The 22175-nt window shown below is 68.4% G+C and carries 21 protein-coding genes; 13 read left to right on the plus strand and 8 right to left on the minus strand.

Annotated features, from left to right (window positions below; all coding sequences use genetic code 11):
* The first annotated feature begins 67 nt into the window (after positions 1-67).
* The 4 genes from CGU35_RS00965 to CGU35_RS00980 all read left to right on the plus strand — a co-directional run bounded on the left by CGU35_RS00965 (position 68) and on the right by CGU35_RS00980 (position 4218).
* Entirely contained in the window at positions 68-1081 is a 1014-nt protein-coding gene (locus CGU35_RS00965; RefSeq protein WP_100809802.1) for a pyridoxal-phosphate dependent enzyme, read from the plus strand.
* Positions 1078-2235, plus strand: coding sequence for a cystathionine gamma-synthase (locus CGU35_RS00970; RefSeq protein WP_100809803.1), 1158 nt, complete (start codon positions 1078-1080; stop codon positions 2233-2235). The genes CGU35_RS00965 and CGU35_RS00970 overlap by 4 nt, the downstream gene beginning before the upstream one ends.
* A 106-nt stretch (positions 2236-2341) precedes the next feature.
* Positions 2342-2974 (plus strand): GntR family transcriptional regulator, encoded by a 633-nt coding sequence (locus CGU35_RS00975; protein WP_100809804.1) that lies wholly within the window; start codon positions 2342-2344, stop codon positions 2972-2974.
* A gap of 8 nt (positions 2975-2982) precedes the next feature.
* On the plus strand, positions 2983-4218 hold the full coding sequence (locus tag CGU35_RS00980) for an alpha-hydroxy acid oxidase (protein WP_100809805.1): 1236 nt from the start codon (positions 2983-2985) through the stop codon (positions 4216-4218).
* A gap of 32 nt (positions 4219-4250) precedes the next feature.
* On the opposite strand, the gene CGU35_RS00985 is transcribed toward CGU35_RS00980, so the two are convergent.
* Entirely contained in the window at positions 4251-5294 is a 1044-nt protein-coding gene (locus tag CGU35_RS00985; RefSeq protein ID WP_100809806.1) for a LacI family DNA-binding transcriptional regulator, read from the minus strand.
* A 121-nt stretch (positions 5295-5415) separates the two neighbouring features.
* On the opposite strand from CGU35_RS00985, the gene arfA reads away from it, so the two are divergent.
* Positions 5416-6936 (plus strand): arabinosylfuranosidase ArfA, encoded by a 1521-nt coding sequence (gene arfA, locus CGU35_RS00990; RefSeq protein ID WP_100809807.1) that lies wholly within the window; start codon positions 5416-5418, stop codon positions 6934-6936.
* A gap of 32 nt (positions 6937-6968) precedes the next feature.
* On the opposite strand, the gene CGU35_RS00995 is transcribed toward arfA, so the two are convergent.
* The 4 genes from CGU35_RS00995 to CGU35_RS01010 form a co-directional block, all read right to left on the minus strand.
* Entirely contained in the window at positions 6969-8378 is a 1410-nt protein-coding gene (locus CGU35_RS00995) for an aspartate aminotransferase family protein (RefSeq protein ID WP_100809808.1), read from the minus strand.
* A 20-nt stretch (positions 8379-8398) separates the two neighbouring features.
* Positions 8399-8764: a cupin domain-containing protein gene (locus tag CGU35_RS01000; protein ID WP_232711094.1), complete on the minus strand. Its 366-nt coding sequence runs from the start codon at positions 8762-8764 to the stop codon at positions 8399-8401.
* Positions 8761-10206, minus strand: a complete 1446-nt coding sequence (locus tag CGU35_RS01005; RefSeq protein WP_100810059.1) for an NAD(P)/FAD-dependent oxidoreductase — start codon at positions 10204-10206, stop codon at positions 8761-8763. The genes CGU35_RS01000 and CGU35_RS01005 overlap by 4 nt, the downstream gene beginning before the upstream one ends.
* A gap of 89 nt (positions 10207-10295) precedes the next feature.
* Positions 10296-10973 carry a TetR/AcrR family transcriptional regulator gene (locus tag CGU35_RS01010; protein WP_100810060.1) on the minus strand — a complete coding sequence of 226 codons (678 nt, stop codon included), beginning with the start codon at positions 10971-10973 and terminating at the stop codon, positions 10296-10298.
* 109 nt (positions 10974-11082) lie between these two features.
* Between CGU35_RS01010 and CGU35_RS01015 the strand changes: the two genes are divergently transcribed.
* Together CGU35_RS01015 and CGU35_RS01020 are read left to right on the plus strand one after the other, a co-directional pair.
* Positions 11083-12507 carry an MFS transporter gene (locus CGU35_RS01015; RefSeq protein WP_100809809.1) on the plus strand — a complete coding sequence of 475 codons (1425 nt, stop codon included), beginning with the start codon at positions 11083-11085 and terminating at the stop codon, positions 12505-12507.
* 11 nt (positions 12508-12518) lie between these two features.
* Positions 12519-13058 carry a YaeQ family protein gene (locus tag CGU35_RS01020; RefSeq protein ID WP_100809810.1) on the plus strand — a complete coding sequence of 180 codons (540 nt, stop codon included), beginning with the start codon at positions 12519-12521 and terminating at the stop codon, positions 13056-13058.
* Positions 13059-13063: 5 nt separating this feature from the next.
* Here CGU35_RS01020 and CGU35_RS18075 read toward each other — a convergent pair whose 3' ends face one another.
* Both CGU35_RS18075 and CGU35_RS01025 read right to left on the minus strand, forming a co-directional pair.
* Positions 13064-13210: a hypothetical protein gene (locus CGU35_RS18075; RefSeq protein WP_157813860.1), complete on the minus strand. Its 147-nt coding sequence runs from the start codon at positions 13208-13210 to the stop codon at positions 13064-13066.
* An 80-nt stretch (positions 13211-13290) separates the two neighbouring features.
* Positions 13291-13695: an NUDIX hydrolase gene (locus tag CGU35_RS01025; protein WP_100809811.1), complete on the minus strand. Its 405-nt coding sequence runs from the start codon at positions 13693-13695 to the stop codon at positions 13291-13293.
* Between the two features lie 128 nt (positions 13696-13823).
* Here CGU35_RS01025 and CGU35_RS01030 point away from each other — a divergent pair, with 128 nt between their 5' ends.
* The 5 genes from CGU35_RS01030 to CGU35_RS01050 all read left to right on the plus strand — a co-directional run bounded on the left by CGU35_RS01030 (position 13824) and on the right by CGU35_RS01050 (position 19737).
* The gene (locus tag CGU35_RS01030) at positions 13824-15305 is read left to right on the plus strand and encodes an SDR family oxidoreductase (protein WP_181003486.1); all 1482 of its coding nucleotides are present in this window, start codon (positions 13824-13826) and stop codon (positions 15303-15305) included.
* Between the two features lie 197 nt (positions 15306-15502).
* Positions 15503-16411, plus strand: coding sequence for a hypothetical protein (locus CGU35_RS01035; protein ID WP_100809812.1), 909 nt, complete (start codon positions 15503-15505; stop codon positions 16409-16411).
* A complete protein-coding gene (locus tag CGU35_RS01040; RefSeq protein ID WP_100809813.1) occupies positions 16408-17607 on the plus strand; it encodes an acylneuraminate cytidylyltransferase in 1200 nt (399 codons plus the stop codon). Before CGU35_RS01035 ends, CGU35_RS01040 begins: the two co-directional genes overlap by 4 nt.
* On the plus strand, positions 17604-18476 hold the full coding sequence (locus tag CGU35_RS01045; RefSeq protein ID WP_100809814.1) for an N-acetylneuraminate synthase family protein: 873 nt from the start codon (positions 17604-17606) through the stop codon (positions 18474-18476). The genes CGU35_RS01040 and CGU35_RS01045 overlap by 4 nt, the downstream gene beginning before the upstream one ends.
* Positions 18477-18486: 10 nt before the next feature.
* Positions 18487-19737, plus strand: a complete 1251-nt coding sequence (locus CGU35_RS01050) for a DUF6716 putative glycosyltransferase (protein WP_100809815.1) — start codon at positions 18487-18489, stop codon at positions 19735-19737.
* 1 nt (position 19738) lies between these two features.
* On the opposite strand, the gene CGU35_RS01055 is transcribed toward CGU35_RS01050, so the two are convergent.
* Positions 19739-20743 (minus strand): LacI family DNA-binding transcriptional regulator, encoded by a 1005-nt coding sequence (locus CGU35_RS01055; RefSeq protein ID WP_100810062.1) that lies wholly within the window; start codon positions 20741-20743, stop codon positions 19739-19741.
* Between the two features lie 139 nt (positions 20744-20882).
* Here CGU35_RS01055 and CGU35_RS01060 point away from each other — a divergent pair, with 139 nt between their 5' ends.
* Entirely contained in the window at positions 20883-22169 is a 1287-nt protein-coding gene (locus CGU35_RS01060; protein WP_100809816.1) for an ABC transporter substrate-binding protein, read from the plus strand.
* The last annotated feature ends 6 nt before the right edge of the window (positions 22170-22175 follow it).

A 22175-nucleotide genomic window follows, 5' to 3' on the forward strand; every position in this document is an offset into this window, starting at 1 on the left:
GCACTCCCCTCAACGACCCCTGACATCACCCGCGACAGCGTCGCGGCCCGCAGCTTGGACACATCCCGTGCGATACGCGCAGAGCGTCACAGATCTGATCGGCAACACCCCCCTCGTCCGCCTGAACAACGTCACCGATGGCATCGCCGCGACGGTGCTCGCGAAGGTCGAATACTTCAACCCCGGCGGGTCATCCAAAGACCGCATCGCGGCGAACATCCTCGACGCCGCCGAGCGTGACGGCCTGATCGGCCCGGGCGGCACCATCGTCGAACCGACGAGCGGCAATACGGGCGTCGGCCTCGCGCTCGTCGCCCAGCAACGCGGCTACCGCATGATCTTCGTCGTACCCGACAAGTTCGCGGGCCCCAAGGTCGCCGTCCTCGAGGCCTACGGTGCCGAGGTCGTCGTAACCGACACCAGCGTGCCTCCCGATGACCCCCGCTCGTACTACAGCGTCTCCGACCGCCTCGCTCGCGAGATCCCGGGCGCGTTCAAGCCCAACCAGTTCGCGAACCAGAACGGCCCGCGCGCGCACTACGAGACGACGGGTCCCGAGATCTGGAGCGCGACCGAAGGACGCGTCACGCACTTCGTCGCGGGGGTCGGCACGGGAGGCACGATCACCGGAACCGGTCGCTACCTGCGCGAGGTCTCGGGCGGCCGAACCCGGATCGTCGGCGTCGATCCGGTCGGCTCGATCTACTCCAGCTCGGACGTCCACGGTTACAAGGTCGAGGGCGTGGGCGAGGACTTCTGGCCCGAAACCTTCGACCCGTCCGTCGTGCACGAATGGCAGCGCGTGACGGATGCAGAGTCGTTCGGCATGACACGTCGTCTGGCCCGCGAAGAGGGCCTGCTCGTCGGCGGATCGAGCGGGATGGCGGTCGTCGGCGCACTCCGTGCCGCTCGAGAGCTCGGTGCCGAGGACGTCGTCGTCGTGCTGCTCCCCGACCATGGGCGGGGCTACCTCGGCAAGATCTTCGACGACGACTGGATGACCGACAACGGGTTCTCGGTCGATCACGCTGTCGAGCGGCCCGCAACATCCGCACCGAACGCCGATGGAGGCATCCGATGAACGAATCCGAGTTCGGGGGCTTCGAGAGCCTCGCCATCCACGCCGGTCAGGCGTTCGACCCGACGACGGGCGCGGTCATCCCGCCGGTGCACTTCTCGACCACCTATGCGCAGGACGGCATCGGCGGCCTCCGTGGAGGCTACGAGTACGGCCGCAGCGGCAACCCGACCCGCACGGCTCTCGAGACCCAGCTCGCGGCGATCGAGGGTGGTCGCCACGGTCTGTCGTTCGCTTCGGGGCTCGCCGCCGAGGACGCCCTGCTGCGGTCGGTTCTCAAGCCCGGCGACGAGGTGCTGCTCGGCAACGACGTCTACGGCGGCACCTACCGCCTGATCTCGCGGGTCCTCGGGCCGTGGGGAGTCGGCGTGAGGGTCGTCGACATGAGCGACCTCGACCAGGTCGCCGCCGCCCTCGAGGAGCGCCCCGCCCAGATGGTGTGGGTCGAGACTCCGAGCAACCCGCTGCTGCGCATCACCGATATCGCGGGACTCGCCCGCCTCGGGCACGCGGCCGGCGCCGTCGTCGTGGTCGACAACACGTTCGCCTCGCCCGCCCTGCAGCGCCCGCTGTCCCTCGGCGCGGACGTCGTCGTGCACTCGACGACCAAGTACCTCGGCGGGCACTCCGATGTGGTCGGTGGCGCTCTCGTCATGAACGACGACGCCCTCGCCGAGCAGGCCCGCTTCCTGCAGTTCGCGGCGGGCGCGGTGTCCGGTCCGCTCGACGCGTGGCTCACGACCCGCGGCATCAAGACACTCGGCGTGCGGATGCAGCGGCACAGCGAGAACGGTGACGCCGTCGCCCGGTTCCTCGACGCCCACCACGGCGTTGCTCATGTCTACTATCCGGGGCTCGAATCCCACCCCGGTCACGAGCTCGCCGCGCGCCAGATGTCGGCGTTCGGCGGCATCGTCTCGCTCGCCCTGCCGGATGCTGCCAGCGCCCGCCGCTTCGCCGAATCCACGCACCTGTTCCAACTCGCCGAGTCGCTCGGCGGGGTCGAGTCGCTGCTCAACTATCCCGATGCGATGACCCACGCATCCGTCCGCGGAACCGAACTCGCGGTTCCCGAGGAGGTGGTGCGCCTCTCGGTCGGCATCGAGAGCCGCGACGACCTGCTGGCGGACCTCGAGCAGGCCCTCGCCGCGGTATAGACACGGCGGGCGCGAGGCCGCGAAGGCGCGGAATTGAGAATTGCCAGGCAATGAGGATAGGTTGTCTATCAATCTAGCGTCGAGGTGGGTCTCGTGAGGTCGTCCGATGGTTGTTGCTGAAGCTCGCGTGGCGCCTGCTGCGATCGCCGACCAGCTACGAAGACGAATCGTGGCGCAGGTGCTGCCGCCCGGATCGACCGTGACCGAGGCGTACGTCGCTGCTGACTTCGGTGTCGCGCGCCCCACCGCTCGCTCGGCGATCGATCGTCTGGTGGCCGACGGGTTGCTTCGGCGCGAAGCTCATCACGCAGCCCGCGTGCCGGACTTGGGTCGGGATGAGGTGATCGACCTGTACGACGCGCGGGGAGTGATCGAGAGCGCGGCCGTGAGTCGGTTGGCGGCCGTCGGGAGCGTTCCGGAATCGGCGCTGGCGGCGCACCGCGAGTTCGCACGAGAGCCAGACTTCGCCCGCGCCGACATCGCCTTCCATCGCGCGCTGGTCACCGGCGCGCCCGGTGTTCGCCTCGCCCGCATGCATGGGGTCCTCATGGGCGAGGTGGAGTTGTGCATCGGTCGCGTGCAAGCAGCAGAGCTGATGTCGGCAGCGCACGTGGCCGCACAGCATCAAGCCATCATCGACGCTGTTCTCGCGGGCGACAGTGCTGGTGCGGCGCGCGAGATGCGGCAGCACATCACCACTTCGCGCGACGTCCTTCTCGCCCATCTCTCAGCCGAATAGGGGACTTCATGCCCAAGCGCCAACTGCCGGACGTGCGAGCGCTCAGCCAACTGATGCGGTTCGAGCGACCGGATCTCAACGGTCGGCGTCGACGTCTCGCCGCGGCTCTGACGATCGGTGATCTTCGATCGATCGCGCAGCGACGCACGCCGAAAGCGGCGTTCGACTACACCGACGGATCGGCCGAAGACGAGCTCTCGCTGGCTCGTGCAAGGCAGGCGTTCTCGGATGTCGAGTTCCACCCGTCGATCCTTCGTGATGTCTCGACGGTCGACACCCGGACGCAGATCCTGGGCGGGACATCGAGCTTGCCCTTCGGGATCGCTCCGACCGGCTTCACCCGCCTGATGCAGACCGAGGGAGAGATTGCCGGAGCGGCGGCGGCGGGCGCAGCGGGGATCCCGTTCACATTGTCGACGCTGGGGACGTCGACGATCGAGGACGTCAGGGCGGCAAACCCGTCCGGGCGCAACTGGTTCCAGCTCTACGTGATGCGCCAGCGTGAGATTTCGTTCGGTCTCGTCGAGCGCGCCGCGGAAGCCGGTTTCGACACCCTGATGTTCACGGTGGACACGCCCATAGCCGGTGCGCGTTTGCGCGATAAGCGCAACGGATTCTCCATTCCACCGCGGTTGACCCTCGGCACGATCGTGAACGCCCTTCCACGACCGTGGTGGTGGTTCGACTTCTTGACGACTCCGCCGCTGGAGTTTGCCTCTCTTTCCTCGACCGGCGGCACCGTGGGGGACCTGCTGGATGCGGCGATGGACCCTTCGGTCGTCTTCGACGATCTGGCGACGATCCGGAAGCTGTGGCGCGGAAGACTGGTCGTCAAGGGAGTGCAGAACGTCGAAGACGCCAAACGCCTCGCAGACCTGGGCGTGGACGGGATACTGCTCTCCAACCACGGTGGCCGCCAACTGGATCGGGCGCCCGTGCCGTTCCACCTGCTACCGAAAGTGGTTCGCGAGGTGGGGCGAGACACCGAGGTCATGGTCGACACGGGCATCATGAGCGGTGCGGACATCGTCGCATGTCTCGCCCTGGGCGCGAAGTTCACCCTGGTGGGTCGTGCCTACCTCTACGGGTTGATGGCGGGAGGGCGACAGGGTGTCGATCGGGCCATCGAGATTCTGTCTTCCCAGATCGTCAGGACGATGAAGCTGCTCGAGGTCACATCCATCGCGGAACTGGGTCCGAACCACGTCACACAGCTGCAGCGGTTGACGCCGATCGTCCCCTGATGCTCGCCCGCGCACGCGGCCTCCTGCCGAGCTCAGTCGGCGGTGCTCGCGAAGCCCGTAGATTCGCGCTCGATGATGCGGAAGCGGGGCATGAGGGTGCGCGGCGGCACCCGCTGGCCCTTCTCCGCGATGCGCTCGATCAACAGGTCGACGGCGAGCATCGCGATCGTGTCTCGCCCCGAATCGACGCTCGAGAGTGACGGCACGGAAAATCGCGTCTCGTCGATGTTGTCGAAGCCGATGACGGCGACATCTGCCGGAACGTCGACTCCGGCCTCGCCGAGGGCGCGCAGTGCGCCGAGGCCCAGCGTGTCGTTCAGCGCGAACAGGGCATCGAAGGGGATTCCCTCATCGAGCAGTCGCCTCGTCGCTTCCGCGCCGGCCGCGCGATTCCAAGAGGGGGTCGTCCGGATGAGCTCCGGGACGACCTCAAGGCCGGCCGCGGTCAGCGCCTGCCGGTAGCCCGTGACACGCAGACTCGCGGAACTCGTGCTGTCCCGCGTGTCCTCGAATGTCGCCTCTTCCGCGCCGATCACCGCGATGCGGCGCCGACCGGCATGCAGCAAGTGCTCGACGGCGGCTCGAGCTGATGCCGTGTTGTGCATCGTGACGTGGTCGGTCGGGCCGCCGAAGATGCGCTCGCCGAGGAGAACCAGCGGGAAGTCGACATCGAGCGCTGTCGCGTCGTCCTGTCCGAGTCCGACAGGGCTGAGCAGGAGTCCGTCCATGAACTTGCGGCGCCCGCCGGACACCGCGAGCAGCTCGGCATCGCGATCGCCGTTCGTCTGTTCGACCATGACACCGAGGCCGTGTTCCTCGGCGGCGCGGATGATCGAGTCCGCGAGCTCGGCGAAGTAGTTCTCACGCAGGGCGGGCACCGCGAGCCCGATGACGCCGGTTCGGCCCGAACGCAACCCGCGGGCGGAGAGATTGGGACGATAGCCGAGCAGGGCGATCGCCTCGAGAACCCGTTGCTTCGTCGCCGCGCGGACGTGCGGGTAGTCGTTGACCACGTTCGACACCGTCTTGATCGAGACCTGAGCGACCTCGGCCACATCGCGCAACGTGGGGCCCATCGCTGCTCCTGTCGCCGAATCGATCTCCGAAACTCTATCCACCCGCCTGTTGACAGGGGCATTCGGCCTCGCGGTATTCTCTCCACCACGGATATACAACGTTGTAAATAGGAAGAGGACCATGATCCGCGCACGCGTCACGATCGATCCCCACTTCATCGTCGGACCGGTGAACCGCCGTCTGTTCGGTTCGTTCGTCGAGCACCTGGGTCGCTGCGTCTATGACGGGATCTACGAACCCGGTCACGAGACGGCGGACGAGAACGGATTCCGGGGCGACGTCGTGGAGCTCGTGCGTGAGCTGGGAGTTTCGGCGATCCGCTACCCGGGCGGCAACTTCGTCTCGGGCTACCGGTGGGAAGACGGGGTCGGGCCGCGCGATGAACGGCCGCGACGTCTCGAACTGGCGTGGCACTCGACCGAGACGAACCAGATCGGCCTGGACGAGTTCGCGACCTGGCTCGAGCTCGTGGACGCCGAGCTGATGTACGCCGTGAACCTCGGCACCCGCGGTGTGCTCGAGGCGCTCGACGTGCTCGAGTACGCCAACATCCCGGCCGGTACGGCGCTGTCCGACATGCGCGTCGCGAATGGACACGCAGAACCCCACGACGTGCGGATGTGGTGCCTCGGCAACGAGATGGACGGCCCGTGGCAGCTCGGCCACAGCACGGCGTACGAGTACGGTCAGCTCGCGGCGCAGACCGCGAGCGCCATGCGTCAGATCGACCCCGACCTCGAACTGGTCGTGTGCGGCAGTTCGGGTGCTCAGATGCCGACGTTCGGCGAGTGGGAACGGGTCGTGCTCGAGGCGACGTACGACAACGTCGACTACATCTCGTGCCACGCGTACTACGAGCCCCAGGGCGACGATTACGGTAGCTTCCTCGCCTCCGCGGTCAATATGGATCGCTTCATCGAAGAGGTCGCGGCGACGGCCGACCACGTCAAGGCGCTCAAGCGCAGCGACAAGACGATGTACATCTCGTTCGACGAGTGGAACGTCTGGTACATGACCCGCTACAACGAGGTCGACAAGATCACGGACATCGCCGACTGGCCTGTCGCGCCGCGACTGCTCGAGGACTCGTACTCGGTGATGGATGCGGTGGTCTTCGGCAGCCTGCTGATCTCGCTCATCCGCCACGCCGACCGGGTGACGGCCGCGAGCCTCGCGCAGCTCGTGAACGTCATCGCCCCGATCATGACCGAGCCGGGCGGTCCCTCCTGGCGGCAGACGACGTTCTTCCCCTTCTCGATCACGTCGCGCCTGGCACGCGGGGTCGCGCTCGAGTTGACGCTCGAATCACCGACCTACGACACCAAGCAGTACGGTGCCGCGCCGCTCGTCGATGCCGTGGCCACGCACGATCCCGAAACGGGTGACATCGCCGTGTTCGTCGTGAACCGCAGCATGACGGAGGAGGCCGCGTTCGACATCGACACCCGCGTGCTGGGCGATGTCGAGATCGTCTCGGCGATCTCGGTGCACGACGACGACATCCATGCCGCGAACACGCTCGCGGACAGGGAGCGGGTCGCACCGCGCGAGAACACCTCGGTCCGGCTCGGTGACGCGAGCGTCGACATCACCCTGCCGCCGGTTTCGTGGACGGCCATCTCGCTCCGGGCGCGGGTCTGATCGGGCCACGTCCTGATCAGCTGTCGTCCGGATCAGACCACGTACTGATCGGAGACGTCGAGCGCGTCGTCGATGATGTCGAGGCCACGCATGAGATCGGCCTCCGAGATCACCAGCGGCGGCGCGACGTGCATGCGGTTGACGTGCGTGAACGGCCAGAGCCCCGCGCTCTTGCACGCGGCCGCGAGGGCACCCATGGGTGCCGCATCCGTCCCGCCGGCGTCGTACGGAACGAGCGGTTCGCGGGTGTGCGGATTCTTGACGAGCTCGATGGCCCAGAACAGTCCGAGACCCCGGACCTCGCCCACGGATGCGTGCCGCTCGGCCATCGCGCGCAGCCGGGGCTCGACGACGCGTTCGCCGAGGTCGCGCACGCGCTCGAGGATGCCGTCCCGCTCGAAGACCTCGAACGTCGCCACCCCCGCGGCGCAGGCCAGCGGATGCCCCGAATACGTCAGCCCGCCGGGGAACGCGACGGTGTCGAAGTGCTTCGCGATCCGGTCCGAGATCACGACACCGCCGAGCGGGACGTAGCCCGAATTGATCCCCTTGGCGAAGGTGATCAGGTCGGGCACGACATCGAAGGCCTGGAACGCGAACCATTCCCCGACGCGGCCGAAGCCGACCATGACCTCGTCGGCGATCAGCACGATGCCGTACCTGTCGCACAGGGCGCGCACCCCGGGCAGGTAGCCCGGGGGAGGCACGAGCACCCCGTTGGTGCCGACGATCGTCTCGAGGATGATCGCGCCGATCGTCGAGGCCCCCTCGAGCACGATGACCTGCTCGAGGTGCTCGAGCGCGCGCTGCGATTCCTCCTCGGTAGACGTGGCGTGGAAGGCCGACCGGTAGGCGTAGGGGCCGAAGAAGTGCGCCACCGACCCGTCGGCGGGTTCGTTCGCCCAGCGGCGCGGGTCGCCCGTCAGCGTGATCGCGGTCGAGGTGTTGCCGTGGTAGCTGCGGTACATCGACAGCACCTTGCGTTTGCCGGTGACGAGGCGCGCCATCCGCACGGCGTTCTCGTTCGCGTCGGCGCCGCCGTTGGTGAAGAACACCTTGTTCATGCCGTCGGGCGCGACCTCGGCGATCCGTCGCGCGAGCTCACCGCGCACGTCGTTCGACATGGACGGCTGGATGGTCGCCAGGCGCCCCGCCTGCCGCTGGATCGCCGCGACGAGATCGGGATGCTGGTGCCCGAGGTTCAGGTTGACGAGCTGCGAGGAGAAGTCGAGGTAGCTGTTGCCCGCATAGTCCCAGAAGGTCGCCCCGGAACCGCCCGCGACGGGGACCGGATCGATGAGGGCCTGGGCGCTCCACGAGTGGAAGACGTGGGCGCGGTCGTCGCCGCGGACGCGCGCGTCGGCGTCGGGGTCGGGGGTCGGGTAGGGGTCGGGGGTCGGGTCGGGATCGGGGGCGAAAGCGGTGGTGCTCGTGTCGGTCATGGTGATCCGTTCGGTGGGGTTCAGGGTGCGACGAGCACCTTGCGGAGGGTTGCTCGCACGGTCCAGACGGTGCTCATGCCGTCTTCGAGGCGGACGAGCACGCCGGGGCGCAACTCGATCGCGGGCAGCGCGGGCTCGACGAACTCCAGCGTCGCGTCGCCCGCCAGGACGACGAAGACCTCGTCGGTCTCGATATCGCGCGAAATGCCGACGGTGTGTTCCCACACCCCGACCTCACGTTCGGCGGTCGTGTCCAGGGCGACGTAGCGCGTCGACGGTTCTCCCTCGATGACCTTCGCCGCTTCGAGGGGTTCGAGCGCGGAGCTCAGGGCGGAAGCATCCGTCGCCGTTCCCGCGGGGATCCGGGTTTCGGGCGCGTGCGTCACGAGTCGAATCCGAGGCCGAGCGCGTCGAGGGTCTTCAGCAGCAGGTTGCGGCGGCCGCCGTTGTGGTCGGCGCGGTCGAGCGCCCAGCGCGTCATGTTGATGCCGATCGCCGCCGCGGGCTCGGGCGGGAACGGCAGCGGGCGCTTCCGCACCATGTCGAGGCGTGTGCGCTCGGTGTCGGCGCCCTCGAGCAGGTCGAGCATGACCTCTGCGGCGAACCGGGATGCGCCGACCCCGAGCCCCGTGAAGCCGGCCGCGTAAGCGATCCGTCCCGCTCGGGCCGTGCCGTAGAAGGCGCAGAACTGCGTCGACGTGTCGATCGCGCCCGCCCACTTGTGGCTGAATCGGAGGCCGTTCAGTTGCGGGAACGTCGTGAAGAAGTGGCTCGCGAGGGTCTCGTAGCTCGTGGGCCGGTTCTCGTAGGCGGGGCGGACAGCGCGACCGTAGTGGTAGACGGCGTCGTAGCCGCCGAACAGGATGCGGTTGTCGGCGCTCAAGCGGTAGTAGTGGAACTGGTTGGCCAGGTCGCTCAGGCCCTGCCGGTCCTGCCACCCGATGGAGGCCAACTGCTCGGTGCTCAGCGGCTCGGTCATGAGCACGTAGTCGTAGACGGGGACCGTCATCAGGCGGTTGCGCTTGAGGAGCGCGGGGAAGACGTTCGTCGCGAGCACGACCTGAGCCGCGCGAATCGTCCCGGTCGTGGTGATCAGGCGGATCCGCCCGTCGGCGTCGACCGGGTCGATGCGCTTGACGAGCGAGTGCTCGAAGATCTCGATGCCCCTTTCGCTCGCGACGCGGGCCAGCTCGGATGCGAGCTTTCCGGGGTGGACGAGCGCGGTGGACCGCTTCTCCCACACGCCGCCGAGGTATGTGGGGGAGCGCACCGCATCGCGGACCTGGGTCTCGTTCAATCGCGCGACGGTGCCGCCCTCGCCACGCGCCGCGGCGTCCACGACCCAGTCGTCGAGCCAATCGAGCTGGTGCTCTTCGACCGCGACGCTCATCGCGCCCACGCGTTCGAAGTCCGCGTCGGCTCCCCACACCTCCAGATCTCTCTGGACAGCGTCGAGATTGGCCAGGCCCATCCGCTCGAGGTCGTCGAGTTGGTCGGGCCACCGCGCGAGCCCGTTCTCGCGTCCGTGCGTGAGGCTCGCCTCGCAGAACCCGCCGTTGCGACCCGAAGCGGCCCATCCGATCTCCCTCGCCTCGACGAGCGCGATGCGCGCACCGGGATCGCGGCGCTGGGCGAGCAGGGCCGTCCAGAGGCCCGTGTAGCCACCGCCCACGATGACGAGGTCGGCACTGAACTCGCCCGTCAGCGCGGGGTGCGCCACTCGCGGGGGCAGATCGTCGAGCCAGAATGCGCTCTGCCGGGTGCCCGTGAGGGCGTGGCGGATGACGGATGCGGGGGGCTTCTGGCGTTCGAAGACGGTCGATCCCACGGGAATCACCCTTTCCGGAGTGGCTATCGCCCCATCCTGGCGGGTCCGCGGTGCCGCGTCGACCCGCGCTTCTGCCCGGATCCCGCCGGCTACGAAGCGGGCGAGGGGCCCGGGTGGGCAGCCGGGGTGCCGCGCACCCCGGTGATGGCCGCCTCGACGACGGCGGACGCCAGAGCGTCGATCACCGGCTCCGGCTGCCACTGCAGCGGCCCATGGACCGCGATCTCGGCGAAGCCGTGCACGGTCGCCCAGCACGCCCACTCGGCGTGGGGGCGTCGTGCCGGATCGAGGGCGCCCGCGTCACGCATCGCATCCAGTGCGTCGAGGAGCAGCTGAAACGGGGCCACGACCTCATCGTCGAGGGTGACGATCCCGGCGCTCGGCTGCTCGTCCTGCACGGCGAAGGCGAGGCTGAACAATCCGCGCTCGTCACGTGCGAAGTCGATGTATGCCAGCCCGATGCGGCGGAGTCGTTCGATCGCGGCTTCGGCGGGGGAGAGGTCTGCGGGTGCGGCGTCGATGCGGGCACGGATGGCCCGGGCCAGGGCGAGTTGGGCCTCGGCCGCCACCGCGCGCAGGAGATCGCGGCGATCCGCGAAGTGCCGATAGGCGGCATTGGGGGACACCCCGACCGCGCGGGTCACCTCGCGCATCGTGATGGCATCGGGGCCGCCCGCCCGCGCGCGCCGCAGGCCCTCCTCGACGAGTGCGTGTCGGAGGTCACCGTGATGATAGGTGCGCGCTGCGGAAGGCCGTGCTCTTGCCATTGCGTCCGAAATGTCGGGTGTGTACCGTGTGATCACGGGATGTGAACGGTGTACACATCCACGATAGTCCTCCTCGGCGGATCCGCCGAAATCTGACGAAGGAAACCGCATGACCGTGCCCGTCGCCCCTCCGAGCCAGCGCACCGTGCCGAGTCAGCGGACCGTGCGGGCGTTCTATCAGGTGCTCGCGAACACCGCGATCGCGAACGTCACCTCGAGCTACCTGTGGTGGGCGCTGACCTTCTGGGCCTACCTCGAGACGCGGTCGGTGCTCGCGACCGCGATCATCGGCGGGTCGTACATGCTGTTGGTCGCCGTGTTCGGCGTCGTGTTCGGGGTCATCGTCGACCGCACCAAGAAGAAGGCCGTGATGGTGCTGTCGAGCACGATCACGCTCGTCACGTACCTGCTCGCCGGTGCCCTCTACCTGTCGTTCCCCGAGAGTGTGCTGGTCAACTGGGGCGGACCCTGGTTCTGGGTCTTCGCGGGCGTGATCCTCGTCGGCGGAGTGGTCGAGAACCTGCGCAACATCGCCCTCTCGACCACCGTGACCTTGCTCGTTCCCGCCGATCGCCGGGACCGGGCGAACGGGCTCGTCGGTGCCGTGCAGGGCATCGCCTTCATGGTCACGAGCGTGTTCTCGGGCCTGTCCGTCGGGCTGCTCGGCATGGGCTGGACCGTCGTGATCGCGATCGTCGCAACGGCGATCGCGCTCTGCCACCTCTTCTTCGTGCCGATCCCCGAGCGCGGCATCGCCCACGTCGAGGGGGCGCCGAAGGGCTTCGGCTTCCGCGGGGTCATCCCGGCGATCGTGGTCGTGCCGGGCCTGCTCGCTTTGATCCTCTTCTCGACGTTCAACAATCTCGTCGGCGGAGTGTTCATGGCCCTGATGGACCCCTACGGCCTGACGCTGTTCTCGGTCGAGGTGTGGGGCGTCGTCCTCGGGATCACGAGCATCGGCTTCATCCTGGGTGGCGCGCTCGTCGCGAAGTTCGGCCTCGGCAAGAACCCCGTGCGCACGATGTTGCTCGTGAACGTCGGTATCGCCCTGCTCGGCATGACCTTCGCCATCCGCGAGTGGTGGTGGCTGTATGCCATCGGAATCCTCGTCTTCATGTGCCTGATGCCCATCGCCGAGGCCGCCGAGCAGACGATCATCCAGCGGGTCGTGCCCTTCGAAAAGCAGGGGAGGGTGTTCGGCTTCGCCGCGAGCCTCGAGTCCGCCGCGGCGCCGCTGTCATCGTTCCTGATCGGGCCGCTCGCGCAGTTCTGGCTCATCCCGTTCATGAACACTCAAGCCGGGCAGGACTCCCTCGGCTGGCTGCTGGGCCCGGGTCAAGCTCGCGGCATCGCGCTGGCGTTCGTCGCCGCGAGCGCGGTACTGCTGGTCGTCGTGCTGCTCGCATTCGTCTCGAAGCCCTACCGTCGCCTGACGGCGGCATACGCGGATGCGCCGCCCTCGATCACGACACAGGATGACGCTGCACCGGGCACCATGCCCGATATGCACGTCACGCACCTGCCCGCGCCGTAGACTCGGGCCCTATGGCCGCGGGCGCAGTAATCCACACCTTCGCGGTGCAACTGGCCGATGTCGACCGCGGTGTCTACGACGAGGTGACGCTGCGCGTGGCGAGGCATCCGTCCGAAACCGACGCGTACATGATGACGCGCGTGCTGGCGTACCTCCTCGAGTTCGAAGAGGGTATCGCCTTCAGCGAGGGGATCTCGTCGACGGACGAGCCCGCCGTGTTGGTCCGAGACATGACCGGTCGCATCACGGCGTGGATCGAGATCGGTGCGCCGGACGCAGCGCGCCTGCACTACGGCAGCAAGCTCGCGGAACGCACGACCGTGTACACGCACCGCGATCCCGCGAAGGTGCTCTCCGCACTGTCGGGGAAGCCGATTCACCGCGCAGACACGATCGCGCTGCACAGCTTCGACCCCGGCTTCATCGACGCAGCAGTGGCCGTGGTCGCGCGCCGGAACGCGATGACGCTGTCGGTCACCGAGCGCCAGCTCTACCTCGAACTCAACGGCGCCACCATGACGTCGGCGGTCCACGACCACCCGCTGGTGTGAGGGCGCTAGCGGTTCTTCACCCGCGTCACCGCGTCGGTGTTCTCGACGCGTGAGCTCGCCGCCCTCTTGTCGGCCTTGGCGGTGCGCTTCTCCTTGAGGGTCTTGGAGGCTGCGGTCTTGCCACTTTCCTTGCGCGCGGACTTGTCACCCATGGACGTGCTCCTTCGAGAGCCGCGGTGACCCTGTGGGGCTGACGTTACACGTCGGGGGTGTGAATCGAGCCGGGACGGAATCAGGCGGGCAGAAAATACTCGCGGGCGAGTGGCGCGACCTCGAGCCCGTCCGCGTCCGCGCGGGTTATCCAGCGCAGCTCGGCGATCTCGGCCGCGACGACGGGGTTCTGGGCACCGATGTCGGCGGAGAACACATCCGCCACCACCTCGAACCCCGGCTCGTTCGCGGCGGCGGCGGTGAACTCGCCGAGCGGACGCAGGCGATCGGGCTCGATGTTGATCCCGACTTCCTCTGCGAGCTCTCGGCTGAGCGTCTCGGCCGCTGTCTCTCCCGGCTCGGGCTTGCCGCCGGGCTGCATGAACGCGGTCGTGCCCGCTTTGCGAACCACGAGCAAGCGGCCCTCGTCGTCGATGATGACGGCGGCCGAGACGCGGATGCTGCGGTTCGTGGAGTCGGCGTGCACGTTCGCACGCTAACAGGTCGCGACCGGTCGCGACTCGCCGCGATGTCGTGTGCGGGAACGGCGAGTCGCGACCGTTCGCCGTCGAGGTGCGGCACGTACCGCCCGCGCAGACCGACGTAGAATCGCGTGTGCCCGACGAGACCTCCGCCCTGCCCGATCTGCCTCCGAGCGGCATCGACCCCGCGGAGCTGGCCATCGCGCTCAAGGTCCTCGCCGGCATGTCGGACGTCGATCAGACACATCCCGACTACGTGGCTGTTCGCCAGGCGACGGCCGCGATGTTCAAGGCCGTGAAGAAGGTCCGTCGCCGCCAGATCCGCGATGCCATCGCGCAGGCCGACCGGGAAGTCGTCGCCGCGACCGCGACGGGTGCGCCCGATCGGATCGACGACGAGACCCGTGGCATCCCGATCAGCACCGCCACGACCGCGCCGACCGCGGGCACCCTGATCAAGGCGCGCGGCTGCTACATCTGCAAGAAGCCGTACACGCTCGTGGACGCCTTCTACCACCAGCTGTGCCCGGAGTGCGCCGCCATGAGCCACGAGAAGCGCACCGCCCGCACCGACCTGACCGGTCGGCGCGCGCTGCTGACCGGCGGGCGGGCGAAGATCGGCATGTACATCGCGCTGCGGCTCCTCCGCGACGGCGCACACACGACCATCACCACGCGCTTCCCGCGCGACGCCGTGCGGCGCTTCAGCAGCCTGCCCGACTCGGCCGACTGGATCCACCGGCTCAAGATCGTCGGCATCGACCTGCGCGACCCCGCCCAGGTGATCGGCCTCGCCGACGACGTCGCCGCCACCGGGACCCTCGACATCCTGATCAACAACGCCACCCAGACGGTGCGCCGATCGCCGGGTGCATACCAACCGCTGGTCGATGCCGAACTCGCCCCGCTCCCGGATGGTCCGCTGCCCGAGCTGATCACCTTCGGGCACACGAACGACCCGCATCCGCAGGCGCTCGAGCGTTCGGTGACCGCGCATCCGATCCTCGCCGCGGCGGCCTCGCGGGCGGAGGAACTCACCGAACAGGCGATGGCGGCGGGATCGAGTTCGCTCGAACGTCTCGCCGCAGGTACGGCGATCGACGCGGGCGGGCTCCTTCCCGACCTCGATCACATCAATTCGTGGACGCAGCGCGTCGACCAGGTCGATCCGCTCGAGATGCTCGAGGTTCAGCTGGCGAACACCACCGCACCGTTCCTGCTCGTCTCGAGGCTGCGTCCCGCGCTCGCCGCCAGCCCGGCGCCGCGGACGTACATCGTGAACGTCAGCGCGATGGAAGGAGTCTTCGGTCGCGGGTACAAGGGCCCGGGGCACCCGCACACCAACATGGCCAAGGCCGCCGTGAACATGCTGACACGAACGAGTGCGCGCGAGATGTTCGAGACCGACGGCATCCTGATGACGAGCGTCGACACCGGGTGGATCACCGACGAGCGCCCGCACCCCACCAAGGTGCGTCTCGCCGAGGAGGGGTTCCATGCGCCGCTCGATCTGGTCGACGGCGCCGCCCGCGTGTACGACCCGATCGTGCGCGGCGAAGCGGGCGAGGAGTTGTTCGGCGTCTTCCTGAAGGACTACGCGCCCGGCGCCTGGTAGTCCGGGCCCTCCGCGGCGTCGAACGCGGCCTTTAGCGTCGGTCCCACCGAGCTCGCCTTCGATCCCGAGAGTTCACGCTTTCCGCTCCGATCGTTCACGCTTTCGATCCGGCCGCTTCACGCGTCTGGTCACAAGCGTTCACGCTGGTCGTGCAACGTGGAATCTCCGTCCGAACGCGCAACGGAGTGGAGGCGGGAATGAGTCCGGAACCGATGCCGGTCGTGGCCTGGGTCGAATCACCGCTGCAACTCGTGGGCGCCGCGGAGTGGGCGGCGGCGCATCGCCGTCGCGTGCCGATCGCGGGACGCCTCACGGCGCAGATGCCGGAGACGGCCGATGAACTCATCGCGCGTGGCGCACCTTTCGGTCGGTGCGAGCCGTATCTCGGCATTCCCTGGAAGTTGCTTTCGCGCCACAAGCACTGGCTCGTCGGAGACGGCTTCTCCGGACAGTTCCGCCTCGCGGCGAGCATCCTGCGGCCCCAGCGCATCACGTTCCTCGACGACGGGGCCAATGCGCTCGCCTTCGCCGACACTCTGATCGGCCGTCGACCCTTCACCCGCCCCGGGATCACCGAGCGCGGCCTGACCACCCACATCGCCCCTTTCGCGCTCGACCAGATCGCGGGCCGCGGTCGGGTGGGTCACGTCGACTTCTTCACCGCCTTCGAGTTCGGCGAATCCCGGTTGTGCGAGCTCGACGATCGCGGTTACGCCGTTTCTCGCCACGCCTTCGAGTGGACTCGCCGGACCGCTCGGGCGTATGTGACCACCTCCGCGGGGCGCATCCTTCTCGGAAGCGCTCGTCCCGTGGACGGGAGAATGCCGCTCGCGGAATATCTCGACTGGATCCGGCTCGAAGCATCCCGAGCATCCGTCACGTACCTGCCCCACCGGCGCGAGCCGGAGAGCCAGCTCGCCGCCGTCGCCGCCATCCCGGGCGTCTGCGTGGATCGGCAATCGTTGCCCGTCGAGATGGTGCTCGCGGGGGCGATCGAGCGACTCGAGATCGTGACGCTGCCATCCTCGACGACCACGACTCTGCCCCTCGTCCTGCGCCCTGACTCTGCCCTTCGAAGCGTGGCCCCGCGCAGCGTGGACGCATGAGCGGCGGCAGAAGCGAGGTCGTCGCCGTCATCCCCGCACGCGGCGGTTCGAAGGGCGTTCCGCGCAAGAACGTCCGTCGCGTCGGGGGAGTGCCGCTCGTCGCCCGAGCGATCGCCGCGGCGCGAGCGACGGCATCGATCGACCGCGTGATCGTCTCCACCGATGATGCCGAGATCGCCGCGGTAGCCGAGGAGTGGGGCGCACAGGTGATCGCGCGCCCGGCCGACATCGCCGGCGATACGGCATCCAGCGAGAGCGCCCTGCTGCACGTGCTGGACATGCTGGCGGCGGACCGGGTCGACGTCGATGTTCTCGTCTTCCTGCAAGCGACATCGCCGTTCATCGATCCCCGCGACCTCGAGAGCGCAATCGGGCTCGTGCGTGGGGATTCCTTCGATTCCGTGTTCTCGGCGATCGAGACCTACGGATTCCTGTGGTCGGCGGATGCGTCGGGCACGGCGCGAGGAATCAACCACGACCCGGGCATGCGACCCAGGCGCCAGGACCGCGAGGCGCACTACCTCGAAACGGGCGCGTTCTACGTCATGCGTTCGCTCGGCTTCCGCGGAGCTCGTCACCGGTTCTTCGGGCGGGTCGGTGTCGTCGAGGTCGCCGAACGCTCGTCGATCGAGATCGACACGGAAGAGCAGCTGGCGCTCGCGAGCGCGATCGCTCCCCTCATCGAGCAGCGCGGCGGCCGCGGCGGGTTCACGAATATCGAGGCCGTCGTCACGGATTTCGACGGCGTGCACACCGACGACACCGCCACGGTCCACGCCGACGGAGGCGAAACCGTACGTGTGAGCCGCTCGGACGGGATGGGCGTCGCCGAGTTGCGGCGCGCCGGCATCCCGGTGCTGATCCTGTCGACCGAGACGAACCCGGTCGTTTCGGCGCGAGCCCGCAAGCTGCGGGTGGAGGTGCGCCAGGGCGTCGACGACAAGGCCGCGGCGCTGACCGAATGGGCGACGCAGAACGGTCTGCCGCTCGCCAACATCGTGTATGTCGGGAACGACATCAACGACCTCGCCTGCCTGAACCTGGTCGGCTGGCCCGTCGCCGTGCCCGACGCGCACCCCCTCGTACTCGCTGCCGCACGTGTCGTGCTCTCGCGGACGGGCGGCCGCGGCGCCGTCCGCGAAGTCGCCGACGGCGTGCTTCGCTCACTCACCCCCATCGAAAGGCCCATCCCATGACGGTAAGCATCGGATCTCGTGTGATCGGTGGGGGACGACCCGCCTATGTCATCGCCGAGATCGGCCTGAATCACAACGGTGACGTCGACATCGCCAAGCAGCTGATCGACGTGGCGGCCGATGCCGGCGCGGACGCCGTGAAGTTCCAGAAGCGCACACCCGAGATCTCGACCCCCGTGCACATGCGCGACACGCTGCGCGAGACGCCGTGGGGCACGATGACGTACCTCGACTACCGCTATCGCGTGGAGTTCACGCGCGAGCAGTACGTCGAGGTGTCGGATCACGCGTTGCTGCGGGGTCTCGACTGGTTCGCCTCGCCGTGGGACGTCCCGAGCGTCGGCTTTCTCGAGGACCTGAACGTCGTGGCGCACAAGGTCGCCTCTGCGTGCCTCACGGACATCCCGCTCCTGCAGGCTCTCCGCGACACCGGCAAGCCGATCATCCTCTCCACCGGGATGTCGACGATCGCCCAGATCGACGCGGCGCTCGAGGTGCTCGGCACCGACCGGCTCCTCCTGATGCACGCCACGTCGACCTACCCGATGGAGCCCGAAGAGGCCAACCTGCGCGTCATCCCGACGCTCCGTGACCGGTACCCCGGGGTCCCGGTCGGCTACTCGGGTCACGAGCGGGGCCTGCAGATCTCGGTCGCGGCCGTCGCGCTCGGCGCGGTCGCGGTCGAACGCCACATCACCCTCGACCGCACCATGTGGGGATCCGACCATGCGGCGTCGCTCGAGCCCGCGGGGTTGCAGCACCTCATTCGCGACATCCGGATCATCGAGCAGGCGCTCGGCGACGGAGTGAAGCGTGTGTTCCCGGGCGAGCAGGCGCCGATGGCGAAGCTGCGACGTGTCCTGACATGACGGACGCCCTATGACGGGCGCCGCACTGCGCGTCGTCGCGCTGGCCGACACCGACTCGTATGTGAAATGGGCCGCGGCGATGCTCGGATCACTGCCCGCGGGCACGGATGCCGAACTGCTGATCGTCGAGACCGCCCTGGTCGTCAGCCCCGCGCAGCAGACGACCGCGCTGGCTCGGAGCGGACTGGACCCGTCGCGGGTCCGTCGCATCGGTTACGAGGACCTCGCGCGCGTCCTGGGTGACCTCGCGCCGGACGCGGTGCTGGTCGCGGCGCGGGGGCCCGTCGTCCGTGTCCTGACGGCGCTCGTCGCCACGATCGATCCACGCCCCGTCATCGTGTCGGGCCTGCCCGGGATCTCGATTCCCGCCACGACGGCGGCGATGGTGCACCGCACGCAGTGCGACCTTTTCGTGTTGCACTCCACGCGCGAGATCGCCGCGTTCGCGGCGCTCGCGCGTCAGCGGGGTCTCACGCAGAGATTCGCGCTCGCGGGGCTGCCGTTCGCGCGCGCCGCCGCCGACGAACGACCGAGCGCCGAGCGCACGGACCTGGTGTTCGCGTCGCAAGCGATCGTTCCTCGCGAGCGCGTCGACCGGCTGCGCGTTGCGCGACTGCTGATCGAGACGGCACGCGAGAACCCCGACAAGCGCGTAGTCGTGAAGGAGCGGGCCACGGCCGGTGAGCATCAGACGCACGCGCAGCAGCACGGCTACCCCGATCTGCTCCGGCGGATGGGGCCGTTGCCCGCGAACCTCGTCGTCTCGACGGATTCGATGGCGCACGCCCTCGACACGGCCGAGGGGCTCGTGACGATCAGTTCCACGGCTGCTGTCGAGGCCATCGCCCGCGGCATCCCGGTGATCGCGCTCGACACGTTCGGCGTCGAAGACGGTCTGATCAACACCGTCTTCGTCGGGAGTGGTCTGCTCGGGTCCGAGGGTGATGTCGTCCAGAGGGACTTCCGTCTGCCCCCGACCGCGTGGCTCGCGCGCAACTACTTCCACGATCCGGCGGAAGAGGACTGGATAGCCGAGATGGCTCAGCTGGTCGAGCTGCGCCGCGCGGGCGAGCTGCCCCCGAAGCCCGGTCGGACGCGTCGCGGTGGGCGGGTGCGCGACGTGTGGGAGCGGCGGCTGGCACTGGGGCGGAGGGATCGGTCGGTCGCGGGCGCGATCGTCTGGGCCGTCGGCGTACCGGCGCGGATGATCCTGCGACCCGTTCTGCGTCCGTACTACCGGCGTCGCCTCGAGTCCGTCTGAATCACGCCCTGCGCGGCGGCGCCGTCGTGGCGCGCGGCACCAGTCGGGTCGGCAGCACGAGATGCGTGGCGGGTAACGGGTCGCCGTTCAGCAGCAGCACGAGCATATTGGCGGCCTCGGCACCGAGCCGCCGCATCGGCTGGCGCACGGTGCTCAGCGGTGTCGAGAATTGGGATGCCTCGGGAATGTCGTCGAAGCCGACCACCGACAGGTCGCGCGGCACCTCCATCCCGATCCGGCGTGCCACCTCGAGGATCGCGATGGCGGAGAGGTCGTTGGCGGCGAAGATCGCGGTCGGCGGGCGGGGGACCTTCAGCAGCGACATGGCCGCGTCTCGCGCGGTGCGCGGGTGGTACATTCCGACACGGGTCAGATCGGGGTCATGGGCGATACCCGCCTCGTTCAGCGCGAGACGGTAGCCCGACTCGCGCAGGACGGCGGAGCGCAGGTCGGGACGCCCGGCGAGGAAGCCGATACGGGTGTGCCCGAGTTCGATGAGATAGCGCGTCGCCATCCGCGCACCCTCCAGACTGTCTGATTCGACGGTAGGCAGGTCGGCGCGCCCGGTGTGCGGGTCGATCGCCACGATCGGGATCTCGGAGGACGCCCCGACGACGGTCGGCGTGACGATGATCGCGGCGTCGATGAGGGTGCCGCTCAGTCGCGAGAGCGAGCGACGTTCCCAGCCTTCGCTTTTCCCATGCTTGGAGCCGCTGTACGCGAGCAGGTCGAACCGGGAGTCGCGGAGCGCGAGCCCCACACCCTTCAGGATCTCGGCGCTGAAGGGCTCGAAGTCGGCAACGAGCACGCCCACGACACCGGTCGCGCGAGCCCGCATGCTGCTCGCGACGAGGCTCGATTCGTAGCCGAGGTCGCGCACGACCTCGTTGACGCGCTCGACCGTGGCGCTCGCGACGCCGTATCGGCCGTTTACCGCCTTCGACACGGTCGCGACCGAGACACCCGCCGCCTTCGCGACGTCGTGGATCGTCGTTCGCTTGCTCACCGGGCCACCGTAGCGCACCTGGAAACTGTTTTCGAAAACGTTTGACGACGACATTTCGCCTTGCGACACTGAGGCACCGTACTCCAGGCATCGCGCAGCGTGGTCGATGCCTCTCAACGAAGAGAAACAGGTGAATCACATGAAGCGTTCCAAGATCCTCGTGGGATCGGCAGCACTCGCGATCGGTGCCCTCGCACTCAGCGGCTGTAGCGGCGGCGGTTCCGGAGGCGACGACGGCGACGTCACCATGACGCTGTGGCACAACAGCACGACCGGCCCCGGATCGGAATTCTGGGACACGACGGCCGCGGCCTTCGAGGCGGACAATCCGGGTGTCACGATCGAGGTTCAGACCGTTCAGAACGAAGACCTCGACGGCAAGCTCCAGACGGCGCTCAACTCCGGCGACGCCCCCGACATCTTCCTGCAGCGTGGCGGCGGCAAGATGGCGGAGATGGTGAAGGCCGGCCAGCTGAAGGACCTGACGGGAAGCCTCTCGGGCGCCGCGACGGACGAGATCCCCGAGACCGCCTACGACGCCAGCACCATCGACGGCAAGATCTACGCCCTCCCCGTGGCGGTTCTGCCCGGTGGCCTGTTCTACAGCCAGGACCTCTTCGACGAGGCCGGCATCACCGAGAACCCCACGACGATCGAGGAGTTCGACGGCACGATCGAGCAGCTCAAGGCCGCGGGCATCGCGCCCATCGCCCTCGGTGCGAAGGATGCCTGGCCCGCCGCGCACTGGTACTACTGGTTCGCGCTGCGCGAGTGCAGCACCGAAACGCTCGAGACGGCAGCCGCAGACCTCGACTTCACCGACGACTGCTGGATCAAGGCGGGCGAGGACCTGCAGGAACTCGCCGCGCTCGAACCGTTCAACGACGGCTTCCTGACCACCTCCGCCCAGCAGGGCGCTGGTAGCTCGGCCGGTCTGATCGCCAACCACCAGGCGGGCATGGAGCTCATGGGCGCCTGGAACCCCGGCGTGATCGCGGGCCTGACGCCCGACGAGATGCCGCTTCCCGACCTCGCCTGGTTCCCGTTCCCCGAGGTTCCCGGTGGTGCCGGTGAGCCCGCCGCCATCATGGGTGGCGTCGACGGATACTCCTGCTCGGTCGATGCACCGGACGCGTGCGTCGACTTCATGAACTACCTCGCCACGGCGGAGGTGCAGACGAACTACTACAAGGCGTTCAACGCGCCGCCGGTCAACACCGTCGCCCAGGAGGCCGTGACCGAACCGTACCTGCAGCAGATCATCGAGGCGTACAACGCAGCTCCCTTCGCACCGCAGTGGCTCGACACGAGCTACGGCCAGAACGTGGGTAACGCGCTGAACGTCGCCGTGGTCGACATGCTCGCGGGCAACGGTTCGCCCGAGGACATCGTCAAGGCCGTCAACGACGCCGCTGCGCGGGCGTAAGGCTCA

It is taken from the genome of Microbacterium sp. BR1, from assembly GCF_002812725.1.
Taxonomy (GTDB): domain Bacteria; phylum Actinomycetota; class Actinomycetes; order Actinomycetales; family Microbacteriaceae; genus Microbacterium.

Excerpts from the sequence above, each read along its gene's own strand:
- CGU35_RS01010 (WP_100810060.1), bottom strand. The coding sequence starts at position 10,973 with ATGGCAAGAGCACGGCCTTCCGCAGCGCGCACCTATCATCACGGTGAC.
- CGU35_RS00975 (WP_100809804.1), top strand. The coding sequence starts at position 2,342 with ATGGTTGTTGCTGAAGCTCGCGTGGCGCCTGCTGCGATCGCCGACCAG.
- CGU35_RS18075 (WP_157813860.1), bottom strand. The coding sequence starts at position 13,210 with ATGGGTGACAAGTCCGCGCGCAAGGAAAGTGGCAAGACCGCAGCCTCC.
- CGU35_RS01060 (WP_100809816.1), top strand. The coding sequence starts at position 20,883 with ATGAAGCGTTCCAAGATCCTCGTGGGATCGGCAGCACTCGCGATCGGT.
- CGU35_RS01040 (WP_100809813.1), top strand. The coding sequence starts at position 16,408 with ATGAGCGGCGGCAGAAGCGAGGTCGTCGCCGTCATCCCCGCACGCGGC.
- CGU35_RS01020 (WP_100809810.1), top strand. The coding sequence starts at position 12,519 with ATGGCCGCGGGCGCAGTAATCCACACCTTCGCGGTGCAACTGGCCGAT.
- CGU35_RS01015 (WP_100809809.1), top strand. The coding sequence starts at position 11,083 with ATGACCGTGCCCGTCGCCCCTCCGAGCCAGCGCACCGTGCCGAGTCAG.
- CGU35_RS01050 (WP_100809815.1), top strand. The coding sequence starts at position 18,487 with ATGACGGGCGCCGCACTGCGCGTCGTCGCGCTGGCCGACACCGACTCG.
- CGU35_RS01045 (WP_100809814.1), top strand. The coding sequence starts at position 17,604 with ATGACGGTAAGCATCGGATCTCGTGTGATCGGTGGGGGACGACCCGCC.
- CGU35_RS00985 (WP_100809806.1), bottom strand. The coding sequence starts at position 5,294 with ATGGGCCCCACGTTGCGCGATGTGGCCGAGGTCGCTCAGGTCTCGATC.
- arfA (WP_100809807.1), top strand. The coding sequence starts at position 5,416 with ATGATCCGCGCACGCGTCACGATCGATCCCCACTTCATCGTCGGACCG.
- CGU35_RS00970 (WP_100809803.1), top strand. The coding sequence starts at position 1,078 with ATGAACGAATCCGAGTTCGGGGGCTTCGAGAGCCTCGCCATCCACGCC.
- CGU35_RS00980 (WP_100809805.1), top strand. The coding sequence starts at position 2,983 with ATGCCCAAGCGCCAACTGCCGGACGTGCGAGCGCTCAGCCAACTGATG.
- CGU35_RS00995 (WP_100809808.1), bottom strand. The coding sequence starts at position 8,378 with ATGACCGACACGAGCACCACCGCTTTCGCCCCCGATCCCGACCCGACC.
- CGU35_RS01035 (WP_100809812.1), top strand. The coding sequence starts at position 15,503 with ATGAGTCCGGAACCGATGCCGGTCGTGGCCTGGGTCGAATCACCGCTG.